This is a genomic window from Rossellomorea aquimaris (genome assembly GCF_020172085.1).
Taxonomy (GTDB): Bacteria; Bacillota; Bacilli; order Bacillales; family Bacillaceae_B; genus Rossellomorea; species Rossellomorea aquimaris_E.
The window spans coordinates 1,749,724-1,769,025 of the sequence record NZ_JAIVAT010000003.1 but is presented as its reverse complement, the minus strand read 5'-3'; the positions used below and the strand labels follow the sequence as shown (position 1 = coordinate 1,769,025).

Annotated in this window: 15 protein-coding genes; 14 read left to right on the top strand and 1 reads right to left on the bottom strand. The window is 43.9% G+C overall.

The features are described from left to right. The first annotated feature begins 12 nt into the window (after positions 1–12). The 7 genes from LCL96_RS09805 to pyrE are packed head-to-tail and all read left to right on the top strand — an operon-like array spanning position 13 to position 8,602. Positions 13–1,299, top strand: coding sequence for a dihydroorotase (locus tag LCL96_RS09805; RefSeq protein WP_224941188.1), 1,287 nt, complete (start codon positions 13–15; stop codon positions 1,297–1,299). After that, positions 1,296–2,387 (top strand): carbamoyl phosphate synthase small subunit, encoded by a 1,092-nt coding sequence (locus LCL96_RS09800; protein WP_224941187.1) that lies wholly within the window; start codon positions 1,296–1,298, stop codon positions 2,385–2,387. The genes LCL96_RS09805 and LCL96_RS09800 overlap by 4 nt, the downstream gene beginning before the upstream one ends. Further along, positions 2,380–5,592 carry a carbamoyl-phosphate synthase large subunit gene (gene carB / locus LCL96_RS09795; RefSeq protein WP_224941186.1) on the top strand — a complete coding sequence of 1,071 codons (3,213 nt, stop codon included), beginning with the start codon at positions 2,380–2,382 and terminating at the stop codon, positions 5,590–5,592. Before LCL96_RS09800 ends, carB begins: the two co-directional genes overlap by 8 nt. Then, positions 5,589–6,362, top strand: a complete 774-nt coding sequence (locus tag LCL96_RS09790; RefSeq protein ID WP_224941185.1) for a dihydroorotate dehydrogenase electron transfer subunit — start codon at positions 5,589–5,591, stop codon at positions 6,360–6,362. The genes carB and LCL96_RS09790 overlap by 4 nt, the downstream gene beginning before the upstream one ends. Beyond that, positions 6,359–7,300: a dihydroorotate dehydrogenase gene (locus LCL96_RS09785; protein ID WP_224941184.1), complete on the top strand. Its 942-nt coding sequence runs from the start codon at positions 6,359–6,361 to the stop codon at positions 7,298–7,300. The genes LCL96_RS09790 and LCL96_RS09785 overlap by 4 nt, the downstream gene beginning before the upstream one ends. After that, a complete protein-coding gene (pyrF, locus tag LCL96_RS09780; RefSeq protein ID WP_224941183.1) occupies positions 7,272–7,982 on the top strand; it encodes an orotidine-5'-phosphate decarboxylase in 711 nt (236 codons plus the stop codon). The genes LCL96_RS09785 and pyrF overlap by 29 nt, the downstream gene beginning before the upstream one ends. Then, positions 7,979–8,602, top strand: coding sequence for an orotate phosphoribosyltransferase (pyrE, locus tag LCL96_RS09775; protein WP_224941182.1), 624 nt, complete (start codon positions 7,979–7,981; stop codon positions 8,600–8,602). The genes pyrF and pyrE overlap by 4 nt, the downstream gene beginning before the upstream one ends. A 110-nt stretch (positions 8,603–8,712) precedes the next feature. On the opposite strand, the gene LCL96_RS09770 is transcribed toward pyrE, so the two are convergent. Then, positions 8,713–10,416, bottom strand: coding sequence for an NFACT family protein (locus LCL96_RS09770; RefSeq protein WP_224941181.1), 1,704 nt, complete (start codon positions 10,414–10,416; stop codon positions 8,713–8,715). A 209-nt stretch (positions 10,417–10,625) separates the two neighbouring features. Here LCL96_RS09770 and LCL96_RS09765 point away from each other — a divergent pair, with 209 nt between their 5' ends. The 7 genes from LCL96_RS09765 to priA all read left to right on the top strand — a co-directional run bounded on the left by LCL96_RS09765 (position 10,626) and on the right by priA (position 19,282). Further along, complete coding sequence (locus LCL96_RS09765) at positions 10,626–13,307, top strand: cation-translocating P-type ATPase (protein WP_224941180.1); 2,682 nt, start codon at positions 10,626–10,628, stop codon at positions 13,305–13,307. Between the two features lie 161 nt (positions 13,308–13,468). Continuing rightward, positions 13,469–14,344 (top strand): YicC/YloC family endoribonuclease, encoded by an 876-nt coding sequence (locus LCL96_RS09760; protein WP_224941179.1) that lies wholly within the window; start codon positions 13,469–13,471, stop codon positions 14,342–14,344. A 56-nt stretch (positions 14,345–14,400) separates the two neighbouring features. Further along, positions 14,401–14,673 (top strand): extracellular matrix/biofilm regulator RemA, encoded by a 273-nt coding sequence (remA, locus tag LCL96_RS09755; RefSeq protein ID WP_034755776.1) that lies wholly within the window; start codon positions 14,401–14,403, stop codon positions 14,671–14,673. Further along, positions 14,674–15,288, top strand: coding sequence for a guanylate kinase (gene gmk / locus LCL96_RS09750; protein ID WP_224941178.1), 615 nt, complete (start codon positions 14,674–14,676; stop codon positions 15,286–15,288). It abuts the gene before it with no gap. Next, positions 15,289–15,510 (top strand): DNA-directed RNA polymerase subunit omega, encoded by a 222-nt coding sequence (gene rpoZ / locus LCL96_RS09745; RefSeq protein ID WP_034755771.1) that lies wholly within the window; start codon positions 15,289–15,291, stop codon positions 15,508–15,510. Between the two features lie 135 nt (positions 15,511–15,645). Next, positions 15,646–16,872: a bifunctional phosphopantothenoylcysteine decarboxylase/phosphopantothenate--cysteine ligase CoaBC gene (gene coaBC / locus LCL96_RS09740; protein ID WP_224941177.1), complete on the top strand. Its 1,227-nt coding sequence runs from the start codon at positions 15,646–15,648 to the stop codon at positions 16,870–16,872. Beyond that, entirely contained in the window at positions 16,859–19,282 is a 2,424-nt protein-coding gene (gene priA / locus LCL96_RS09735; RefSeq protein ID WP_224941176.1) for a primosomal protein N', read from the top strand. The genes coaBC and priA overlap by 14 nt, the downstream gene beginning before the upstream one ends. Positions 19,283–19,302 lie beyond the last annotated feature (20 nt).

Genomic DNA, 19,302 nt, shown 5'->3' with positions numbered 1-19,302 from the left:
GGGGGAAATGAAATGAACTGGATAATCCGAAATGCGCACATTCTAACAAAAAATGGTGACCTTGAAAAAGTAGATGTGAAAGTGGAGGATAAGAAAATCATCGAGATTGGGCAAGAAATCAAGGGGGATCATCACCAGGAATTCCAAGCAGAAGGGTTATTGCTTTCCCCTGGATTTGTCGATCTTCATGTCCATTTACGGGAACCAGGCGGTGAACATAAAGAAACGATCGAAACAGGAACGCGTGCAGCAGCCAAGGGAGGATTCACCACTATCGCCGCTATGCCTAATACAAGACCCGTACCTGATTCGGTGGAAAACCTCCAGTCCCTAAACGAAAAAATTACAGAAACAGCAAGTATCAGAGTACTACCCTATGCTGCCATCACAGAGCGCCAAATTGGAAAAACAATCAATGATTTATCATCCTTAAAGAATAACGGTGCATTTGCTTTCACCGATGATGGAGTGGGTGTTCAATCTGCAGGAACGATGTTTGAAGCAATGAAACAGGCAGCGGACATCGGTGCATCCATTGTTGCGCACTGTGAAGAGAATACGCTGATCTATGGAGGTGCGGTACATGAAGGAACATTTTCAAGAGAGCATGACATTCCTGGAATACCATCTATATGTGAAGCGGTACATATCGCGCGGGATGTGCTTTTGGCTGAAGCAGCCGGCGTCCATTATCACGTCTGTCATATATCGACGAAAGAATCAGTCAGGGTGGTCCGTGATGCAAAGAAGGCAGGGATAAATGTAACAGCTGAAGTAACCCCGCATCACCTTCTGCTATCAGAAGACGATATTCCGGGACTTGATCCCAACTTCAAGATGAATCCTCCATTAAGGAGTAAAGAGGATAGACAAGCCCTGATCGAGGGGCTGTTGGACGGAACGATTGACTTCATCGCCACCGACCATGCACCACATACAGAAGAAGAAAAGTCAGAAGGCATGCAGCTTGCTCCATTTGGAATCGTAGGGTTGGAAACCGCTTTTCCTTTACTGTATACACACTTTGTCGAAAAAGAAGTCTTTACACTGAAACAGTTAATTGACTGGATGACCATTAAACCGAGCTCTGCATTCAATCTTCCGTTTGGACTACTGGAAGTAGGAGGAGAAGCAGACTTTACGCTCATAGATTTAAAGAAACAAAAGCTGATTGACCCTGCTGAATTTTTATCAAAAGGGAAAAACACTCCATTCAAAGAGTGGGAGTGCAGAGGCTTTCCGAAAGCAACGTTTTATCAGGGATCTCTCGTATGGAATGAAGGAGGAAACGAACAATGAAAAGACAACTCATATTAGATGATGGAACAGTTTTCGTAGGAGAAGGATTTGGAGCAAACGAAGAAAGCATCGGTGAAGTGGTATTCAATACAAGCATGACTGGATACCAGGAGATTTTATCCGATCCATCCTATTGCGGACAGCTTGTCACCCTTACCTATCCGCTTGTAGGAAACTACGGAATCAACCGTGATGATTTTGAATCGATCACTCCCGCAATCAAAGCGTTCATAGTAAGAGAAGTGGCAGACTTCCCTTCTAATTGGAGAAACGAATCTACACTGGACGAATTACTCAAAGTAAAAGGCATTCCAGGAATTTCAGATATCGATACGAGAAAGTTAACAAGAATTATCAGAAAGCATGGAGCGATGAAAGGAATCATTTGTTCTGCAGAATTAGATCCACAGGATATGCTGGATAAATTGCATGATACAAAGCTTAGGACCGATCAGGTAAAACAGGTGTCCACGAAAACAGCCTATGCAAGCCCGGGAAGGGGTCACCGTGTAGTGTTGATGGATTTCGGTATGAAGCATGGGATTTTGCGGGAATTAAACAAGCGCGATTGTGACGTGATTGTGGTTCCTTATGATACTACTGCAGAAGAAATCAGAAGGTTGAAGCCTGATGGAATCATGTTATCCAATGGCCCAGGGGATCCGAAAGACGTACCTGCAGCGATTGAAACGATTAAAGAGCTGCTGGGGGAAATTCCCCTTTTCGGAATTTGTTTAGGTCATCAATTATTTGCCCTGGCTTGTGGTGGTGACTCTTTCAAAATGAAATTTGGCCACAGAGGGGGTAACCACCCAGTCAAAGATCTTAGAACGGGTAAAGTCGCCCTGACTTCTCAGAATCACGGATACGCTGTGGATGAAAAATCTTTGGCAGGAACAAGATTACAGGTAACGCACATGGCTGTAAACGATGGGACGGTGGAAGGTTTGAAGCACTTGGACTTCCCTGCCTTTACGGTTCAGTATCACCCTGAAGCATCTCCAGGACCAGAAGATTCAAATTACTTATTCGATGATTTCTTACAACTTATGAAAGAAGAGAAAAGAAAGGAGCTTCAACATGCCTAAACGTACAGACATCCAAAGCATCTTAGTAATCGGAAGCGGACCTATCATCATTGGACAGGCGGCAGAATTCGATTATGCCGGAACACAAGCCTGTATCGCTTTAAAAGAGGAAGGGTACAGAGTCATTCTGGTAAACTCGAATCCTGCGACCATCATGACAGACGCTGAAATGGCAGATAAAGTATACATCGAACCACTGACACTGGAATTTGTCAGCAGAATCATCCGTAAAGAGCGTCCGGATGCCTTACTGCCTACATTAGGCGGCCAAACTGGATTGAACATGGCAGTTGAACTTGCTAAATCAGGAGTATTGGAAGAATGTGGAGTTGAAATTCTCGGCACGAAACTTTCCGCTATCGAGAAAGCGGAAGATCGTGACCTGTTCAGGAACTTGATGAATGAAATGGGTGAGCCTGTACCTGAAAGTGAAATCATTCATACACTGGATGAAGCCTATACCTTTGTGGAAGAAGTGGGTTACCCTGTCATCGTCCGCCCTGCTTATACACTGGGGGGGACAGGCGGTGGAATCTGTCACAATGAAGATGAGCTGGTCGAGACTGTAGGCTCAGGATTGAAATATAGCCCTGTAACTCAATGTCTCCTCGAGAAAAGCATTGCAGGCTTTAAAGAAATAGAATACGAGGTCATGAGAGATGCAGCCGATAATGCCATCGTGGTATGTAACATGGAAAACATCGACCCGGTCGGGATTCATACAGGAGACTCGATCGTAGTGGCACCAAGTCAAACCTTAAGTGACAGAGAGTATCAAATGCTACGAAATACAAGTTTGGATATTATCCGTGAGTTGGGGATCGAAGGAGGCTGTAACGTTCAGCTTGCCCTTGATCCGGACAGCTTCCAGTATTACATCATCGAGGTGAATCCACGGGTGAGCAGATCATCAGCACTTGCATCTAAAGCGACGGGGTATCCAATCGCGAAGCTCGCGGCGAAGATTGCAGTTGGTCTTACACTGGATGAAATGATGAATCCTGTGACAGGGAAAACATATGCTTCATTTGAGCCTGCACTGGATTATGTGGTGACCAAAATCCCGAGATGGCCATTTGATAAATTTGAAGCTGCTAAGCGTAACCTCGGTACTCAGATGAAAGCAACCGGTGAAGTCATGGCAATTGGCAGGACCTTCGAGGAATCCCTACTTAAAGCGATCCGCTCCCTTGAAAGCAATACGTATCACATGGAATTAAGTGATGCACACGAATTTACAGATGAGTGGATCGAGAAAAGGATACGCAAAGCCGGAGACGAACGACTTTTCTATATCGGAGAAGCGCTTAGAAGGGGTGTGACGATCGAAACCATTCATGAATGGAGCAAAATCGATCTCTTCTTCCTATATAAAATGAATAAAATCATAGAGTTTGAAAAGGAACTATCACAGAATCCATACAACCTTGAACTAGTACAGAAAGCCAAGCGAATGGGCTTCTCGGATATCACCCTGGCAAATCTATGGAAGAGCACAGAAGCTGATGTCTATCAGTGGAGAAAAGAGAATGGCCTTACACCGGTCTATAAAATGGTCGATACGTGTGCGGCGGAGTTTGAATCAGAAACACCTTACTTCTATGGAACTTATGAAGATGAGAATGAATCCAGAGTGACTGAGCGTGAAAGTGTCATCGTCCTAGGCTCAGGACCTATCAGGATCGGACAGGGCGTTGAGTTCGATTATGCAACGGTCCACTCTGTATGGGCGATTAAAGAAGCTGGTTATGAAGCGATCATCGTGAATAATAATCCGGAAACCGTATCCACTGACTTCAGTATTTCGGATAAATTATACTTCGAGCCTCTGACTGTGGAAGATGTGATGCACATCATCGATCTTGAAAAGCCAAAGGGAGTCGTCGTTCAGTTCGGTGGGCAGACAGCCATCAATCTTGCAGAAGAGCTTGTCAGAAGAGGCGTAAAGATTCTTGGTACATCACTTGAGGATCTTGATCGTGCAGAGAACCGAGATAAATTCGAACATACATTGAACGAACTCGGCATCCCTCAACCGGAAGGGAAAACGGCCGTATCTGTAGAAGGTGCACTTGAAATTGCAACAAACATCGGTTATCCGGTCCTTGTCAGACCGTCATACGTCCTTGGTGGAAGAGCCATGGAAATCGTCTACCGTGAAGAAGAGCTTCTTCAATACATGAAGAATGCAGTAAAGGTCAACCCACAGCATCCAGTATTAATCGATCGGTACTTGATCGGTAAAGAAATCGAGGTGGATGCGATTTCAGATGGAAGAGACGTAGTCATCCCGGGAATCATGGAGCATATCGAGCGTGCCGGAGTTCACTCTGGAGATTCCATAGCAGTGTATCCTCCGCAACAGCTTACGCAGGAACAGAAACAAACCATAGTCGATTACACGACGAGACTTGCAAAAGGCTTAAACATCGTAGGCTTATTGAATATCCAATATGTCATCTCTAAAGGCGAAGTATTTGTCCTTGAAGTGAATCCGCGCTCCAGTCGGACAGTACCTTTTATTAGTAAAATTACGAATGTACCAATGGCCAATATAGCAACGAAGTCCATCCTGGGGATTTCTCTGAAAGAACAGGGATATGAGTCAGGACTAATCCCTGAAAAGCATGGAGTATACGTGAAAGTCCCTGTCTTCTCGTTCGCGAAACTAAGAAGGGTGGATATAACACTCGGACCTGAAATGAAATCGACAGGTGAAGTAATGGGGAAAGATCTGACATTGGAAAAAGCCCTATACAAAGGGATGGTCGCAGCTGGTATGCAAATGAAAGAATATGGATCCGTGCTCATGACAGTAGCCGATAAGGACAAGGATGAAGCGGTTCACTTAGCACAACGATTTATCGATATCGGGTATCAAATCCTCGCAACAAAGGGAACTGCCGAACAACTGACAAAAGTGGGTATCCCTGTTCGTGAAGTGGATAAAATCGGGTCCAACGGACCTACATTGCTGGATATCATCCAGAGCGGAGAAACACAGCTGGTCATCAATACGTTGACTAAAGGGAAGCAGCCGGCACGTGATGGATTCAGGATCCGAAGAGAATCAGTTGAGAACGGCATCCCTTGTCTAACGTCTTTGGATACTGCAGAAGCCATCCTGAGAGTGATTGAATCGATGACCTTCTCGGCAGAGGCATTACCAGCACAAGTGAAAACGAAAGAGGCGGTATTTCAATGATCGTAAATGAAAAGATGGTGGTGCTTTCACATGAAAGAATAGCTGAAAACATCTTTGAACTCGTCCTTCGAGGAGAGTTGGTAGGTGAAATAACGGCACCCGGCCAGTTTGTGCACGTGAAGACAGGGACGGGAATCGACCCTCTACTCAGAAGGCCGATATCCATCGCTTCTCACAACCAGGAAGAGCAGACTATGACGTTGATCTACCGTGCTGAAGGAAAAGGCACAAGACTCCTTTCCCAGGTGGAAAGGAGTGGAAAGGTCGACGTATTGGGGCCACTGGGCAATGGCTTCTCCGTGGAAGAAGGAAGTAAGACCGCACTGTTGATAGGTGGAGGAATTGGGGTTCCTCCTCTCTACGGACTTTCCAAAAAGCTTGTGGAGAATGGGTGGAAAGTGAAGCATATCCTCGGCTTTCAAAATGAAGCCGTGAGCTTTTATGAAAACAGGTTCAGGGAGCTTGGGGACACGTATGTCGCCACTGTAGACGGATCGAGTGGTACAACAGGATTTGTAACAGATGTTATCCGGGATGAAAAACCAGCCTTTGATGTGTTTTATTCATGTGGTCCGACACCGATGCTGAAGGCGTTGGAATCACAATTGATGGACAAACGGGGCTTCATTTCATTAGAAGAACGGATGGGCTGTGGAATCGGCGCATGTTTCGCCTGTGTTTGTCATAAACAGGATGATCCAGATGGCACAAGTTATGTGAAAGTATGCAGTGACGGACCGGTTTTTCCAGTTGGGGAGGTGCTTTTATGAGATCATTGCAAGTCGAATTACCTGGATTATCATTAAAGAACCCGGTTATGCCGGCTTCAGGCTGCTTTGGCTTTGGACGCGAATATAGTCAGTTCTATGATTTAAGCGAGCTTGGAGCCATCATGATCAAAGCGACGACGGAAGAGGCCCGTTTTGGAAATCCGACTCCGAGGGTTGCTGAAACGAACGGCGGCATGCTGAACGCTATCGGGTTACAAAATCCTGGGCTTACCGGGGTGATGGAAAAGGAACTCCCATGGCTCTCACAATATGATGTGCCAATCATCGCAAACGTGGCAGGTTCCCAGGTTGAGGATTATGTTGAAGTAGCAAGGGTTATTTCTTCTGCAGATAACGTGGCTGCGCTGGAACTGAATATCTCCTGTCCAAATGTAAAAACGGGTGGAATCGCATTCGGGACCATTCCTGAAGTGGCGAAAGAATTAACTGAAAGGGTCAAAGAAGTCTCACAGGTTCCACTTTATGTAAAGCTATCACCGAACGTGGCGAATATCGTTGAGATGGCAAAGGCCGTTGAAGCAGGGGGCGCGGATGGGTTGACCATGATCAATACCCTGCTTGGCATGAGATTGGATTTGAAGACCGGGAAGCCGATCCTGGCGAATAAAACAGGGGGATTATCGGGACCTGCGATTAAACCAGTAGCCATCCGGATGATTTATGAAGTGAGTCAACAAGTGGATCTTCCAATCATAGGAATGGGTGGAATTCAGTCGGCTGAAGATGTTATCGAATACTTCTATGCAGGGGCAAGCGCGATTGCAGTCGGAACAGCCAACTTTGTTGACCCGTTCGTGTGTAAAACCATTATAAGCGATTTACCTCCATTGCTTGATGAACTTGGAGTCGACCATATTTCTCAATTAACCGGAAGGAGCTGGGGGAAGCATGAATCCAAAACCGTTTATAGCTCTTGATTTTCCGACATGGGAAAGGACATCAGACTTTTTGAATCTGTTTTCAGAGAGTCTAAATGTAAAAGTGGGGATGGAGCTGTACCTTCAAAATGGACCGGTGATCCTGGAGAAGATCTTAAGTAAGAATCATCGGATTTTCCTGGACTTGAAGCTTCATGATATTCCCAACACAGTTTATGGAGCCATGAAGGGACTTGCCGGGTTTGACCTGGAGTTGCTTAATGTACATGCTGCAGGTGGCGGTGTAATGATGGAAAAGGCGCTTGAGGGTTTGTACGCGGGAACTCCGGTCAATCATAAACGGGCTCAGCTGATTGCCGTTACACAGTTGACATCGACTACAGAAGCACAAATGCAGAAAGAACAATTGATCCCTACTACTATCAATGAATCTGTCTTACACTATGCGACTCTTGCAAAACAAGCAGGTCTGGATGGAGTTGTATGTTCACCTCATGAGGCTTCCTTGATAAGTGAACATTGCGGAAATGATTTTTTACGTGTCACTCCCGGGATCCGCTTAGCAAATGATCAAGCAGGAGATCAAAAAAGGGTCACTACGCCACACTTGGCAAGAGAATTAGGTTCTTCCTACATAGTGGTCGGAAGAAGTATTACAGCTGCCGAAAATCCGGTGCTTGCGTATGAAAGAATCGTACATGAATGGGAGGCTAATGCATGAAACATGCAATCGCAAAACAATTATTGGAGATCGAAGCCGTATATTTAAACCCCAATGAACCTTTTACATGGTCATCGGGAATAAAGTCCCCAATCTATTGTGACAATCGGCTGACACTGTCTTATCCGTCCGTACGGAACGACATCGCAGAAGGGCTGTCCAAAATGGTTCAACAGCACTTTCCAGATGCAGAAGTCATAGCCGGGACAGCGACCGCTGGAATTCCGCATGCAGCCTGGGTCAGTGAGAAATTAAACCTTCCCATGTGTTATGTCCGGTCAAAAGCAAAAGCCCACGGAAAAGGAAAACAGATTGAAGGAATTGCGGCTCCAGGTCAAAAGGTTGTTGTTGTGGAAGACCTCATCTCAACGGGAGGGAGCTGTATAACAGCAGTTGACGCCTTAAGAGAAGCGGGATGTGACGTATTGGGAGTAGTCGCGATCTTCACATACGGACTGGATAAAGGGGAAAAAATGCTGAATGAACACGACATTCAATCCTATACTTTATCTGATTATTCATCTTTACTGGAAGTAGCGGTCGAAAAAGAGATCATTCGTGAAGATGAACTGGAACAATTAAAGCTTTGGAAAGAAGATCCGGAGAATTGGAGAATGTAAAAGTGAAAGCAACTCGCTGGTGAGTTGCTTTTTTTATATTAATTAGCAACAAAAATACACTCCCACTCCAGGCCAATACATGGCCTGAGTGGAAGTGCTTCCTGGATTATTCAACCCTTCAATGAACGAACGAGGTCCAAATCAGGTGTCACATATACCGTTTGCTGCCCTTCATAAATGACAAATCCAGGTTTGGCGCCTTTTGGTTTTTTCACTTGTTTGACTTCTGTGAAATCAACAGGAACCGAGCTGGATTCGCGTGCTTTACTGAAGTAAGCTGCAATATTGGCCGCTTCCTTGATGGTTTGCTCGGAAGGCTTCGTACTTTTGATGACTACGTGCGAACCGGGGATATCCTTGGTATGGAGCCAGATCTCTTCTCTTCCGGCAACCCGGTTGGTTAGATAGTCGTTTTGTTTATTGTTTTTACCTACCAGGATTTGCGTCCCGTCACTTGATGTGTAGTGTTCAAGTACAGGCTTCATATTAACTTTTTTCTTTTTCATTTGCTTACGTGCCCTGAGGTAGCCTTCCTCTTCAAGCTCTTCCCTGATTTCTTCTACGTCTTTAGTGGAAGCCGACTCTAATTGTTGTAATAATTGTTCAAGATATACGATCTCTTCCTTTGCTTTGTCAATTTGCTCATGGACGATGTTAACGGCATTCTTCGCTTTTTGATAACGAGAGAAATAATTCTGAGCGTTATCGGAAGGTGATTTTTGAGGGTTGAGTGGAATCGTGATACTCTCACCGTTTTCATCATAGTAATTGACTACGCTGACTTCCTTCATGCCTCGTTCTACTGCATATAAATTCGAGGTTAGGAGTTCTCCGAGTAATTGATAGCGGTCTGCTTGTTGGGCATCCTCAAGCGTCTGCTTCAGCTTTTCGATTTTATTGACATTTTTATCACGTTCGTTTCGAATAAATCGCTCCAGGTCATTCCCTTGCTGTTTGACTCGATCTCTTGCTGCCTTTTGATAGAAGAACCTGTCCAGTAATTCACTCAAGGATGGAAAGGTTTGTTTCTCACCTTGAAGATGTGCAAGGTCCATCCAATAAAATGTTTCCTTGTCGCCACTGATGAGGGTTGGCGTCGTATCATGAACTTTTGCTTTTTGAATCATTGTAAGGAATGACTCAGCGATGGTAGAACGGTTTCCAATACCAGCGTGGTGAACGATCTCTTTCGCAAAGAGTGGAGAGATCCCTGCGAAAGATTGAACGATCTGCTTGTCGAGCTTGCCGGAATTGAAATCAAGAGCCCTTAGGACATCATCACTTGTTGCTTCAAGAGGATTTACCTTGTCCTGCTGTGGAGGCAGTATATACGAATGTCCTGGTAATACGGTTCTGTGTGTATTCATGCTTGGTGAAATATGCTTGATGCTATCGAGGATCATATTACGTTCTTTATCCACTAAAATGATGTTACTATGACGACCCATTACTTCAATAATGAGTTGCTTATAAGAAACATCCCCGATCTCGTTTCTTCCCTTCACTTCAAAGATGATCATCCGATCCAATTCCAACTGATTGATTCCCTCGATAATATAACCTTCAAGATGTTTTCTCAACAGCATACAAAACATAGGTGGGACCGATGGATTTTCATAGTTTTCATTGGTCAATTGAACCCGTGAGTAACTGGGGTGGGCAGATAAAAGGACTTTGTGATTTTTACCATTTGCCCGTACGATCATGATGATTTCATTTTTATAGGGTTGATGTATTTTATTGATTCGTCCGTTTAATAAGTTTTCATTCAATTCTTTCGTCATGTTCCTTGTAAATAATCCATCAAATGACATATATAACATCCTCTGCTCTTTACGATTTCAATATAGTTTGACTTTTGTCCTGGCGATGTCTTGAAAGTATCAAATGTAACCGATTTTACCGCTCCGGAAGCTAAAATGCAAAACATACATAAATCATATCATTTTTTAGGACGAGTCTGAATAAGAATGCTATGAGAAGGACAACTTTTCGTATCGTAGGAGGAGAGTGACATGGTTGCATGAAATTTCATGAGATGAGACAAGAGGACATAGAGCAGTCACTAAATACTAATTATCAAGAAGGGCTTTCAGCAGATGAAGTAGCGCAAAGACGTAAGCAGTATGGGTACAATCAATTGGAGGAAGCTGAGAAGCAATCGGCATTGCTATTATTTTTCAGTCAATTCAAGGATTTTATGGTTCTCGTGTTATTGGCAGCCACTCTCATTTCTGGATTGCTAGGGGAATATATCGATGCGATCGCCATTATTGCGATTGTACTTATTAACGGGTTTTTAGGGTTTTTCCAAGAACGGAAAGCGGAAAGATCCCTGCAGGCTTTAAAGGAGCTTTCTGCACCACAAGTGTCGGTCCTGAGAGACGGAAAGTGGTTGAAGATTGTCTCAAAAGAAGTAATGATCGGGGACATCATTCGTTTCGGAAGTGGAGACAGAATAGGTGCGGATGTGCGTCTTATCGAAGCGAATAACCTTGAAATAGAGGAATCGGCACTTACAGGGGAGTCTGTCCCCGTTACTAAATCCACAAAACCACTCAGTGGAGAAAATATGAGTCTCGGAGATTTAGAAAACATGGGGTTTATGGGAACGATGGTTACACGTGGAAACGGTATCGGCGTCGTGACATCGATTGGTATGAAGACAGCCATGGGGCAGATCGCGGATATGATCCAAAAGGCTGAAACCATGACGACCCCACTGCAGAGAAGACTGGAGGAGTTAGGTAAGATCCTTATTACGGTTGCCCTCATACTGACGGCTTTGGTCGTGGGAATCGGTGTGATCCAGGGACATGATATGTACACTATGTTCCTGGCAGGAGTTTCACTGGCTGTTGCCGCCATACCGGAAGGATTACCTGCTATTGTGACGGTCGCCCTTTCACTTGGTGTTCAAAGAATGATAAAGAAAAAGGCCATCGTCCGCAAGCTTCCGGCAGTGGAAACCTTAGGATGTGCGTCGGTGATTTGCTCGGATAAAACAGGAACCTTGACTCAAAATAAGATGACGGTTACCCACCTCTGGAGCGGAGGAAGAACGTGGACGGTAACGGGAACAGGATACGAACCGGATGGACAATTTTATAACGGGGAACGAAGGGTCACTCCTCACAGTGAAAATACTTTACATCAATTATTAACGTTTGGAATGCTCTGTAATCATGCAGAACTGGTAACCCGTGAAGAAAGCTTTTTCGTCGATGGCGATCCCACTGAAGGAGCCCTGCTTGTTGCTGGTTTGAAGGCAGGACTTTCAAGAGAATCCTTACAGAAAAAATTTACGATTGTGAAAGAGTTCCCCTTTGATTCTACCAGAAAGATGATGAGTATCATCGCGGTCGATCAAAATGGTAAGTACTTCTCTGTCACCAAAGGTGCGCCAGATGTTTTGGTAGGGAAGAGTGAGTCGTTCCTTTGGGAAGGAAGAATACAAGGGAAATCGTCAGAGATAGCGGGAAAAGTGGAGGAAGCCATCCGTGACATGTCTTCCAATGCTCTCAGAAATATTGCCATTGCGTATAAACCGATCAAGGATAGGGCCGTGGAGACATTAACGGAATCGGACATTGAAGAAGGCATAACCTTCATCGGTTTACAAGGAATGATCGATCCGCCGAGGCCTGAGGTGAAGCGGGCTGTAAAAGAGTGCCGTGCAGCCGGTATTAAGACCGTTATGATTACCGGGGACCATGTTTTAACTGCGACAGCCATTGCCAAGCAGCTGGGGATTTTGAAGAATAAGGACCGCGTACTGGATGGAAAGGCACTAAACCAAATGGAAATACATGAGTTGGAAGAAATAGTAGATGAAGTTTCGGTGTTTGCCCGTGTGTCACCTGAGCATAAATTAAAAATCGTCAAAGCCCTGCAAAACAGGGGACATGTCGTAGCCATGACCGGTGACGGAGTAAATGATGCCCCTGCGATAAAAACCTCAGACATCGGAGTGGCGATGGGGATAACAGGGACGGACGTTTCGAAGGAATCATCTTCATTGGTTCTGCTGGATGATAACTTTGCAACAATCAAATCGGCGATTCAGGAAGGCAGGAACATATATGAAAATATCCGAAAATTCATCCGGTATCTTCTTGCATCAAATGTAGGTGAAATACTTGTCATGCTTTTTGCTATGATCCTTGCTCTTCCGCTGCCATTGGTTCCAATCCAAATATTATGGGTCAACCTTGTAACAGATGGTCTGCCAGCTATGGCACTTGGCCTTGATAAGCCGGAAGATGATGTCATGAAGAGAAAGCCGAGACACCCGAAAGAAGGAGTATTTGCAAGGGGGCTTGGCTGGAAAGTCGTCTCCAGGGGATTCCTGATCGGTGGGGCAACCTTACTTGCATTCATGCTATCGTACAAGACCCACCCGGATCATTTGGCATATGCTCAAACCGTCGCATTCTCGACATTGGTCATGGCTCAACTGATCCATGTATTCGATTGTCGAAGTGAAGTGTCCGTGTTCTCAAGAAATCCTTTCGGTAACATGTATCTTGTTTTAGCTGTTCTATCTTCCCTTGTATTGATGCTCATAGTCATCTATGTACCTTCACTGCAGCCTATTTTCCACACCGTACCGATTGCTATCAAGGACTGGCTCTTGATCATCGGTTTAAGTTCAGTTCCAACGTTTTTATTGGCAGGGTCATTTTTTGCAAGAAAAAAACAGTGAAATGTGGTATAATCCAAAAGGTAATAGAGAAAATCCTCTATTACCTTTTTTATATCGTTGTGATGTGTTGTGATTCCTTTCGCAGATTTACAACATAATATGATAGTGAATTCAGCGTTGTTCTACATACGTATACCGTCAAAGGATTGGATGTGATCGTAATGGTTGTCAGTATGACAGGCTTTGGAAGAAGCAAAGTAGAGTCTGAACAACATTCTGTAACGGTTGAAATGAAATCCGTTAATCACAGATTCAGTGAGTGTTATATTAGAATGCCACGTCAATTATTAAAGCTGGAGGAAAAAATTAAGAAACAAGTTTCCCATTTCGTAAAAAGAGGGAAAGTAGATATATTCATTACCATAAGTGGTGATGGCCTCGTACATAAAAACCTACATATTGACTGGAAGCTCATTCAAGATTATTATCAGTTAGTAAATAAAGTGAAAGAAACCTTTTCTTTAAAAGAAGAAGTACAATTATCCCATCTCTTGAACAGGGAAGAATTTGTCATGATTGAAGAAATGGAAGAGGAAAATGAAGAACTTGAGCAATTGGTATTAAAAGCTGTAGATGAAGCAGCAATGGAACTGAGAAAGATGCGGGAGAAAGAAGGTGAGCTCCTCAGGAAAGATTTTCTCACTCATCTCCAACAATTTGAACTGAATGTGATCGAACTGACCAATCAAGCACCTGAAGTGGTCAATCTCTATAGAGAACGATTAAGAAAGAGGATTGTCGAATACAATGAAACGTCACTGGATGAAAGTCGCATACTGACGGAAGTGGCAATCTTTGCAGATAAATCCGATATTACAGAGGAATTGACGAGACTTAATAGTCATATCCAGTACTTTCATTCCACCTTGTTGAATGAAGGGCAGGTAGGCAGGAAATTGGATTTCATGATCCAGGAAATGAACAGGGAAGTGAACACAATTGGTTCAAAAGCAAATGATTCCCTTATTGCGACCTTAGTTGTGGAATTGAAATCAACACTTGAGAAGCTGAGAGAACAAGTACAAAATGTAGAATAATAAGTTTAGTTTCCTATCATTCAGGCGAAACTAAACTATTGATTAGGAGGAGCGTTATGTCGATCAAGCTCATCAATATAGGATTTGGAAATATCGTTTCAGCAAACCGGATCATTTCAATTGTAAGTCCGGAATCAGCCCCGATTAAACGTTTGATTCAAGATGCCAGAGACCGGGGAACACTCGTTGATGCTACATACGGAAGAAGAACAAGAGCGGTTATTATTACGGATAGCGATCACGTTATTCTTTCGGCTGTTCAACCCGAAACCGTTGCTCATCGTTTGACAGATAAAGAGGATTTAGTAGAAGAAGGGCAGGGTAAATAAATGAAAGAAAAAGGATTGCTGATCGTTCTTTCCGGACCATCAGGTGTAGGGAAAGGAACAGTTCGTAAAGCGATTTTTTCCCAGGAAGATACAAAGTTTGAATATTCCATCTCCATGACCACACGGAAACCGCGTGAGGGAGAAGTTGATGGTGTGGATTATTTCTTCAAGTCGAGAGAGGATTTTGAAGAGCTGATCAAAGAGGGGAAACTGTTAGAGTATGCTGAGTTTGTAGGGAATTATTATGGTACTCCCGTTGACTATGTCCGGGAAACCCTCGACGCTGGAAAAGATGTTTTTCTTGAAATTGAAGTTCAAGGTGCACAACAGGTCAGAGATAAATTCCCTGAAGGATTGTTCATTTTCCTTGCCCCACCAAGTCTTTCAGAACTTCAGAACCGTCTCGTCACAAGAGGGACTGAAACGGACGATTTGATCCAAGGCAGAATGAATACGGCAAGAAAAGAAATCGAAATGATGAATTTATATGATTACATTGTTGAAAATGATCAAATTGCAAATGCCGTCGACAAGATTAAATCCATTGTGCAAGCAGAACACTGCAAGCGGGAACGCGTGCAACAACGATACTTAAATATGCTGGAGGCTGAATAAATGTTAAACCCATCCATTGATTCATTAATGAAAAAGATCGATTCTAAATATTCGTTAGTCAGTATTGCGGCTAAACGTGCAAGGAATTTGCAAGATACAGGTGATTATCGCTTGAACCGGTACGATTCTCATAAATTCGTAGGTAAAGCCCTTGAAGAGATTCATGCAGGTCAATTGTCTATGAAAGAAAGAGATGCTAAAGCAGTATATTCTGATGAATAAACGGCAGGAAGTTTAACGGATAACTCCAGGGGTTGACTCGAAAGGTTTCATCATCTTTCGAGACAACCCTATTTTCTTTTTCTATTAACATCCTTCATAATATAAGAAGGATAAAGAGTAATGGGGGAAAGTAGAATGATGCAGGGAAAAAAGATACTTTTATGTGTTTCTGGAGGAATTGCTGTATACAAAGCAGCTGCGCTAACGAGCAAGCTGGTACAAGGTGGAGCTGAAGTGAAAGTAATCATGACAGAGTCCGCACGCAAATTTGTTGCTCCGCTGACGTTTCAAGCATTATCCCGTCAAGACGTATACTGGGATACCTTTGATGAAAAAGATTCAGCCAAAATCGCCCATATTGATTTAGCGGATTGGGCAGATCTCGTATTGGTTGCGCCTGCAACGGCCAACATAATCGGAAAACTTGCCAACGGGATTGCAGACGATATGATCACCACCACGATTCTTGCAACGACGGCGAAAGTATGGATTGCCCCGGCCATGAATGTACATATGTATGACCATCCAGCAGTGAAACGAAATATTCAAACCCTTTTTGAGTTTGGCTGTCAATTTGTGGAGCCGAGTGAAGGGTACTTAGCATGTGGATATGTAGGAAAAGGAAGACTTGAAGAACCGGAGAAGGTAGTAAATTTGGTGGATCGTTTTTTTGAAGAACGTGACAGTCAACATAAACTGCTACAAGGGAAGAAAGTAGTGATCACAGCTGGACCGACGAGGGAAATGGTGGATCCCGTACGTTTCTTCTCCAATCGCTCAAGCGGCAAAATGGGATATTCACTTGCGGAGGCGGCCTTTTCACTAGGGGCAGAAGTGGTGTTGATATCTGGGCCATCAGCATTACCAATTCCAAAGGGAGTGAGATTCGTGACCGTAACGTCTGCTGAAGAAATGTACCAAGCAGTTCATGGTGAATTCCAAACGGCAGATATTGTGGTGAAAAGTGCTGCAGTTGCAGATTATCGCCCTAAAGAAATATTGGTAGATAAGTTGAAGAAAAAAGATGGTAACCTAGTGATTGAATTTGAACGTACAAAAGATATATTAATGAGTCTAGGTGAGAGGAAGACCCACCAATACCTCATTGGGTTTGCAGCAGAAACGACAAATGTCGAAGAGTATGCAAAAGCAAAGCTTGAGAAAAAGCGCGCTGATATGATTGTAGCAAATAACGTGAAGGAAACCGGATCCGGGTTTGGGACAGACACCAACAAAGTATCGATTGTCACAAGTGGGGGAAAGGTACGGGAACTGCCTTTATTATCAAAGGTAGAGGTTGCGAAAGAAATCTTCAAAGAAGCTGTCCATAATATGAATGGTGCCTCCAATGAACGTAGCTAGTGTAATAGTAGACGTTCCTGCCATGCAAACGGATCGCACGTATGATTACAGCATACCTGATGAATGGAAGGGCAGCATCGTTCCAGGGATGAGGGTCATCGTTCCTTTTGGCCCGAGGAAAATTCAAGGATTCGTCGTCGAGCTAAAAGAAACAAGCGAAATCTCAAAACTAAAATCCATTGTCGAACCTATGGACCTTGTGCCGGTCCTTAATGAAGAATTACTGACACTTGGGAACTGGCTTACAGAGAAGACTCTCTGCTTTAAAATCTCTGCATTTCAAGCGATGCTCCCAGCTGCCATGAAGGCGAAATATGAAAAGCTTTTTCAACTAGAAGGAAACAAGAGTCCAGGTGAACTTCATCCCTCCCTTCAACGATTTTTTCAAAGCAACAGAGTTGTTTCCTGGAAAGCCATTGAAGAAAGTGGATTGCTTCCCCTAATACATAAAGAGGTTAAACAAGGAACAGTCGAAGTGATTTACAAAGTTAAAGCAAAAGGAAATAAGAAAACCGTTCGTAAGCTATACCTTAGTGTACCGGTTCATCAAGTGGATGAAGTAAAGAATGCTTTGCCTCCCCAGGCAAGTAAGCAAAAGCAAATCATCGAATACATGATGGATACTGTACCAGGAGGAGACGGAATACTCGCATCCACACTGCTCGAAGAAATGTCTACGACGTCAAGTACCGTTAAGTCATTGGTTCAAAAAGGAATTCTCACTGAGAAAAACGTAGAAATGTACCGTGACCCTTTTGAAAATAGAACATTCGAGAAGACGTCTCCTCTTTCATTGACTTTCCAGCAGGATCAGGCGATTCAACCCATCCTGAGTACGATCGATCAAGAAGTGCATCATACATTCCTCCTATACGGGGTAACCGGTAGTGGGAAAACCGAGATTTATCTGCAATCCATCCAGCGAGTCCTCAAAGAGGGAAAAGAAGCCATTGTGCTGGTTCCTGAGATTTCCCTTACACCTCAAATGGTTCACAGGTTCAAAGGAAGATTTGGTGACGATGTGGCGGTCCTTCACAGCGGATTGTCAGTAGGCGAAAAGTATGATGAATGGAGAAAGATCCAGCGTAAGGAAGTGAAAGTGGTGGTGGGGGCACGTTCTGCCGTTTTTGCCCCATTCGAAAATATCGGGATCATCATCATAGATGAAGAACATGAGACGAGCTACAAGCAGGAAGAAAATCCGCGTTATCACGCGAGGGACGTTGCGATCTATCGCGGGGAATTCTACCAATGTCCCGTGATTTTGGGAAGTGCGACGCCCTCTTTGGAATCTTTTGCACGGGCTTCAAAAGGTGTATATGAGCTGTTGACCCTTGATAAACGAATGAATGACGGCCCGCTTCCATCCGTCGATATAGTGGATATGAGGGAAGAGTTAAGGAAGGGAAACCGTTCGATGTTTTCTTCCAATCTGTTTGAGAAGCTCCAAGACCGTATTGAAAAAGGAGAGCAAACGGTTCTATTTCTTAATCGCCGAGGGCACTCATCTTTCATCATGTGCAGAGATTGCGGCTTTGTGCTTCAATGTCCCAATTGTGATATCTCCCTGACCTACCACCGATTTTCAAACGGGATGAAATGTCATTATTGTGGATATGAAGAAGGTGTTCCAACAACTTGTCCTGAATGCATGAGTGAACATATCCGTTATTTTGGGACCGGTACCCAGAAGGTCGAAGAAGAATTGACGAAGCTTCTGCCCGATGCCAGGATTATCCGAATGGATGTTGATACCACTTCCCGCAAAGGATCACATGAAAAGCTGTTAACGGCTTTCGGAGAAGGGAAGGCTGATATCCTGCTCGGGACCCAGATGATCGCAAAAGGTCTCGATTTTCCCAATATCACACTGGTCGGCGTGCTGAGTGCAGATACTATGCTTCATCTACCGGATTTCCGGGCTGCTGAGAAGACGTTTCAATTACTGACACAAGTAAGTGGAAGGGCTGGCAGGCACACATTACCCGGGGAAGTCGTCATTCAAACCTATACACCTGAGCATTACTCGATCGACTTAGCATCGAATCATGATTACAACAGGTTTTATCAGCAAGAAATGATGATGAGGAAGATGGGTTCCTATCCTCCCTTTTACTACATCACTTTGATTACATTAAGTCATGAAGATTTAATGAAGGTGGTGAATATTTCAGAGAAAATGACGGCTTACATCCGTTCCAAGCTATCTGAAACGACAATGATCCTGGGACCGGTGGCGTCACCCATTCCCAGGATCAAGAATAGATATCGCTACCAATGTTTGATAAAATACAAACGGGAACCAAATCTTGGTATTACCTTAAAAACAGTACTTGATCAGTTTCAGCAACAATATGCATCACAGGGGCTTTCCATCTCCATTGATGTGAACCCATATGTAATGATGTAACCATATTTAAATAGAAAGAT

Bases quoted from the DNA above. Each gene is read 5' to 3' on its own strand.
- LCL96_RS09765 (WP_224941180.1), top strand. From the start codon at position 10,626: ATGAAATTTCATGAGATGAGACAAGAGGACATAGAGCAGTCACTAAAT.
- gmk (WP_224941178.1), top strand. From the start codon at position 14,674: ATGAAAGAAAAAGGATTGCTGATCGTTCTTTCCGGACCATCAGGTGTA.
- pyrF (WP_224941183.1), top strand. From the start codon at position 7,272: ATGAATCCAAAACCGTTTATAGCTCTTGATTTTCCGACATGGGAAAGG.
- coaBC (WP_224941177.1), top strand. From the start codon at position 15,646: ATGATGCAGGGAAAAAAGATACTTTTATGTGTTTCTGGAGGAATTGCT.
- LCL96_RS09790 (WP_224941185.1), top strand. From the start codon at position 5,589: ATGATCGTAAATGAAAAGATGGTGGTGCTTTCACATGAAAGAATAGCT.
- remA (WP_034755776.1), top strand. From the start codon at position 14,401: ATGTCGATCAAGCTCATCAATATAGGATTTGGAAATATCGTTTCAGCA.
- priA (WP_224941176.1), top strand. From the start codon at position 16,859: ATGAACGTAGCTAGTGTAATAGTAGACGTTCCTGCCATGCAAACGGAT.
- LCL96_RS09805 (WP_224941188.1), top strand. From the start codon at position 13: ATGAACTGGATAATCCGAAATGCGCACATTCTAACAAAAAATGGTGAC.
- rpoZ (WP_034755771.1), top strand. From the start codon at position 15,289: ATGTTAAACCCATCCATTGATTCATTAATGAAAAAGATCGATTCTAAA.
- pyrE (WP_224941182.1), top strand. From the start codon at position 7,979: ATGAAACATGCAATCGCAAAACAATTATTGGAGATCGAAGCCGTATAT.
- carB (WP_224941186.1), top strand. From the start codon at position 2,380: ATGCCTAAACGTACAGACATCCAAAGCATCTTAGTAATCGGAAGCGGA.
- LCL96_RS09760 (WP_224941179.1), top strand. From the start codon at position 13,469: ATGGTTGTCAGTATGACAGGCTTTGGAAGAAGCAAAGTAGAGTCTGAA.
- LCL96_RS09785 (WP_224941184.1), top strand. From the start codon at position 6,359: ATGAGATCATTGCAAGTCGAATTACCTGGATTATCATTAAAGAACCCG.
- LCL96_RS09800 (WP_224941187.1), top strand. From the start codon at position 1,296: ATGAAAAGACAACTCATATTAGATGATGGAACAGTTTTCGTAGGAGAA.
- LCL96_RS09770 (WP_224941181.1), bottom strand. From the start codon at position 10,416: ATGTCATTTGATGGATTATTTACAAGGAACATGACGAAAGAATTGAAT.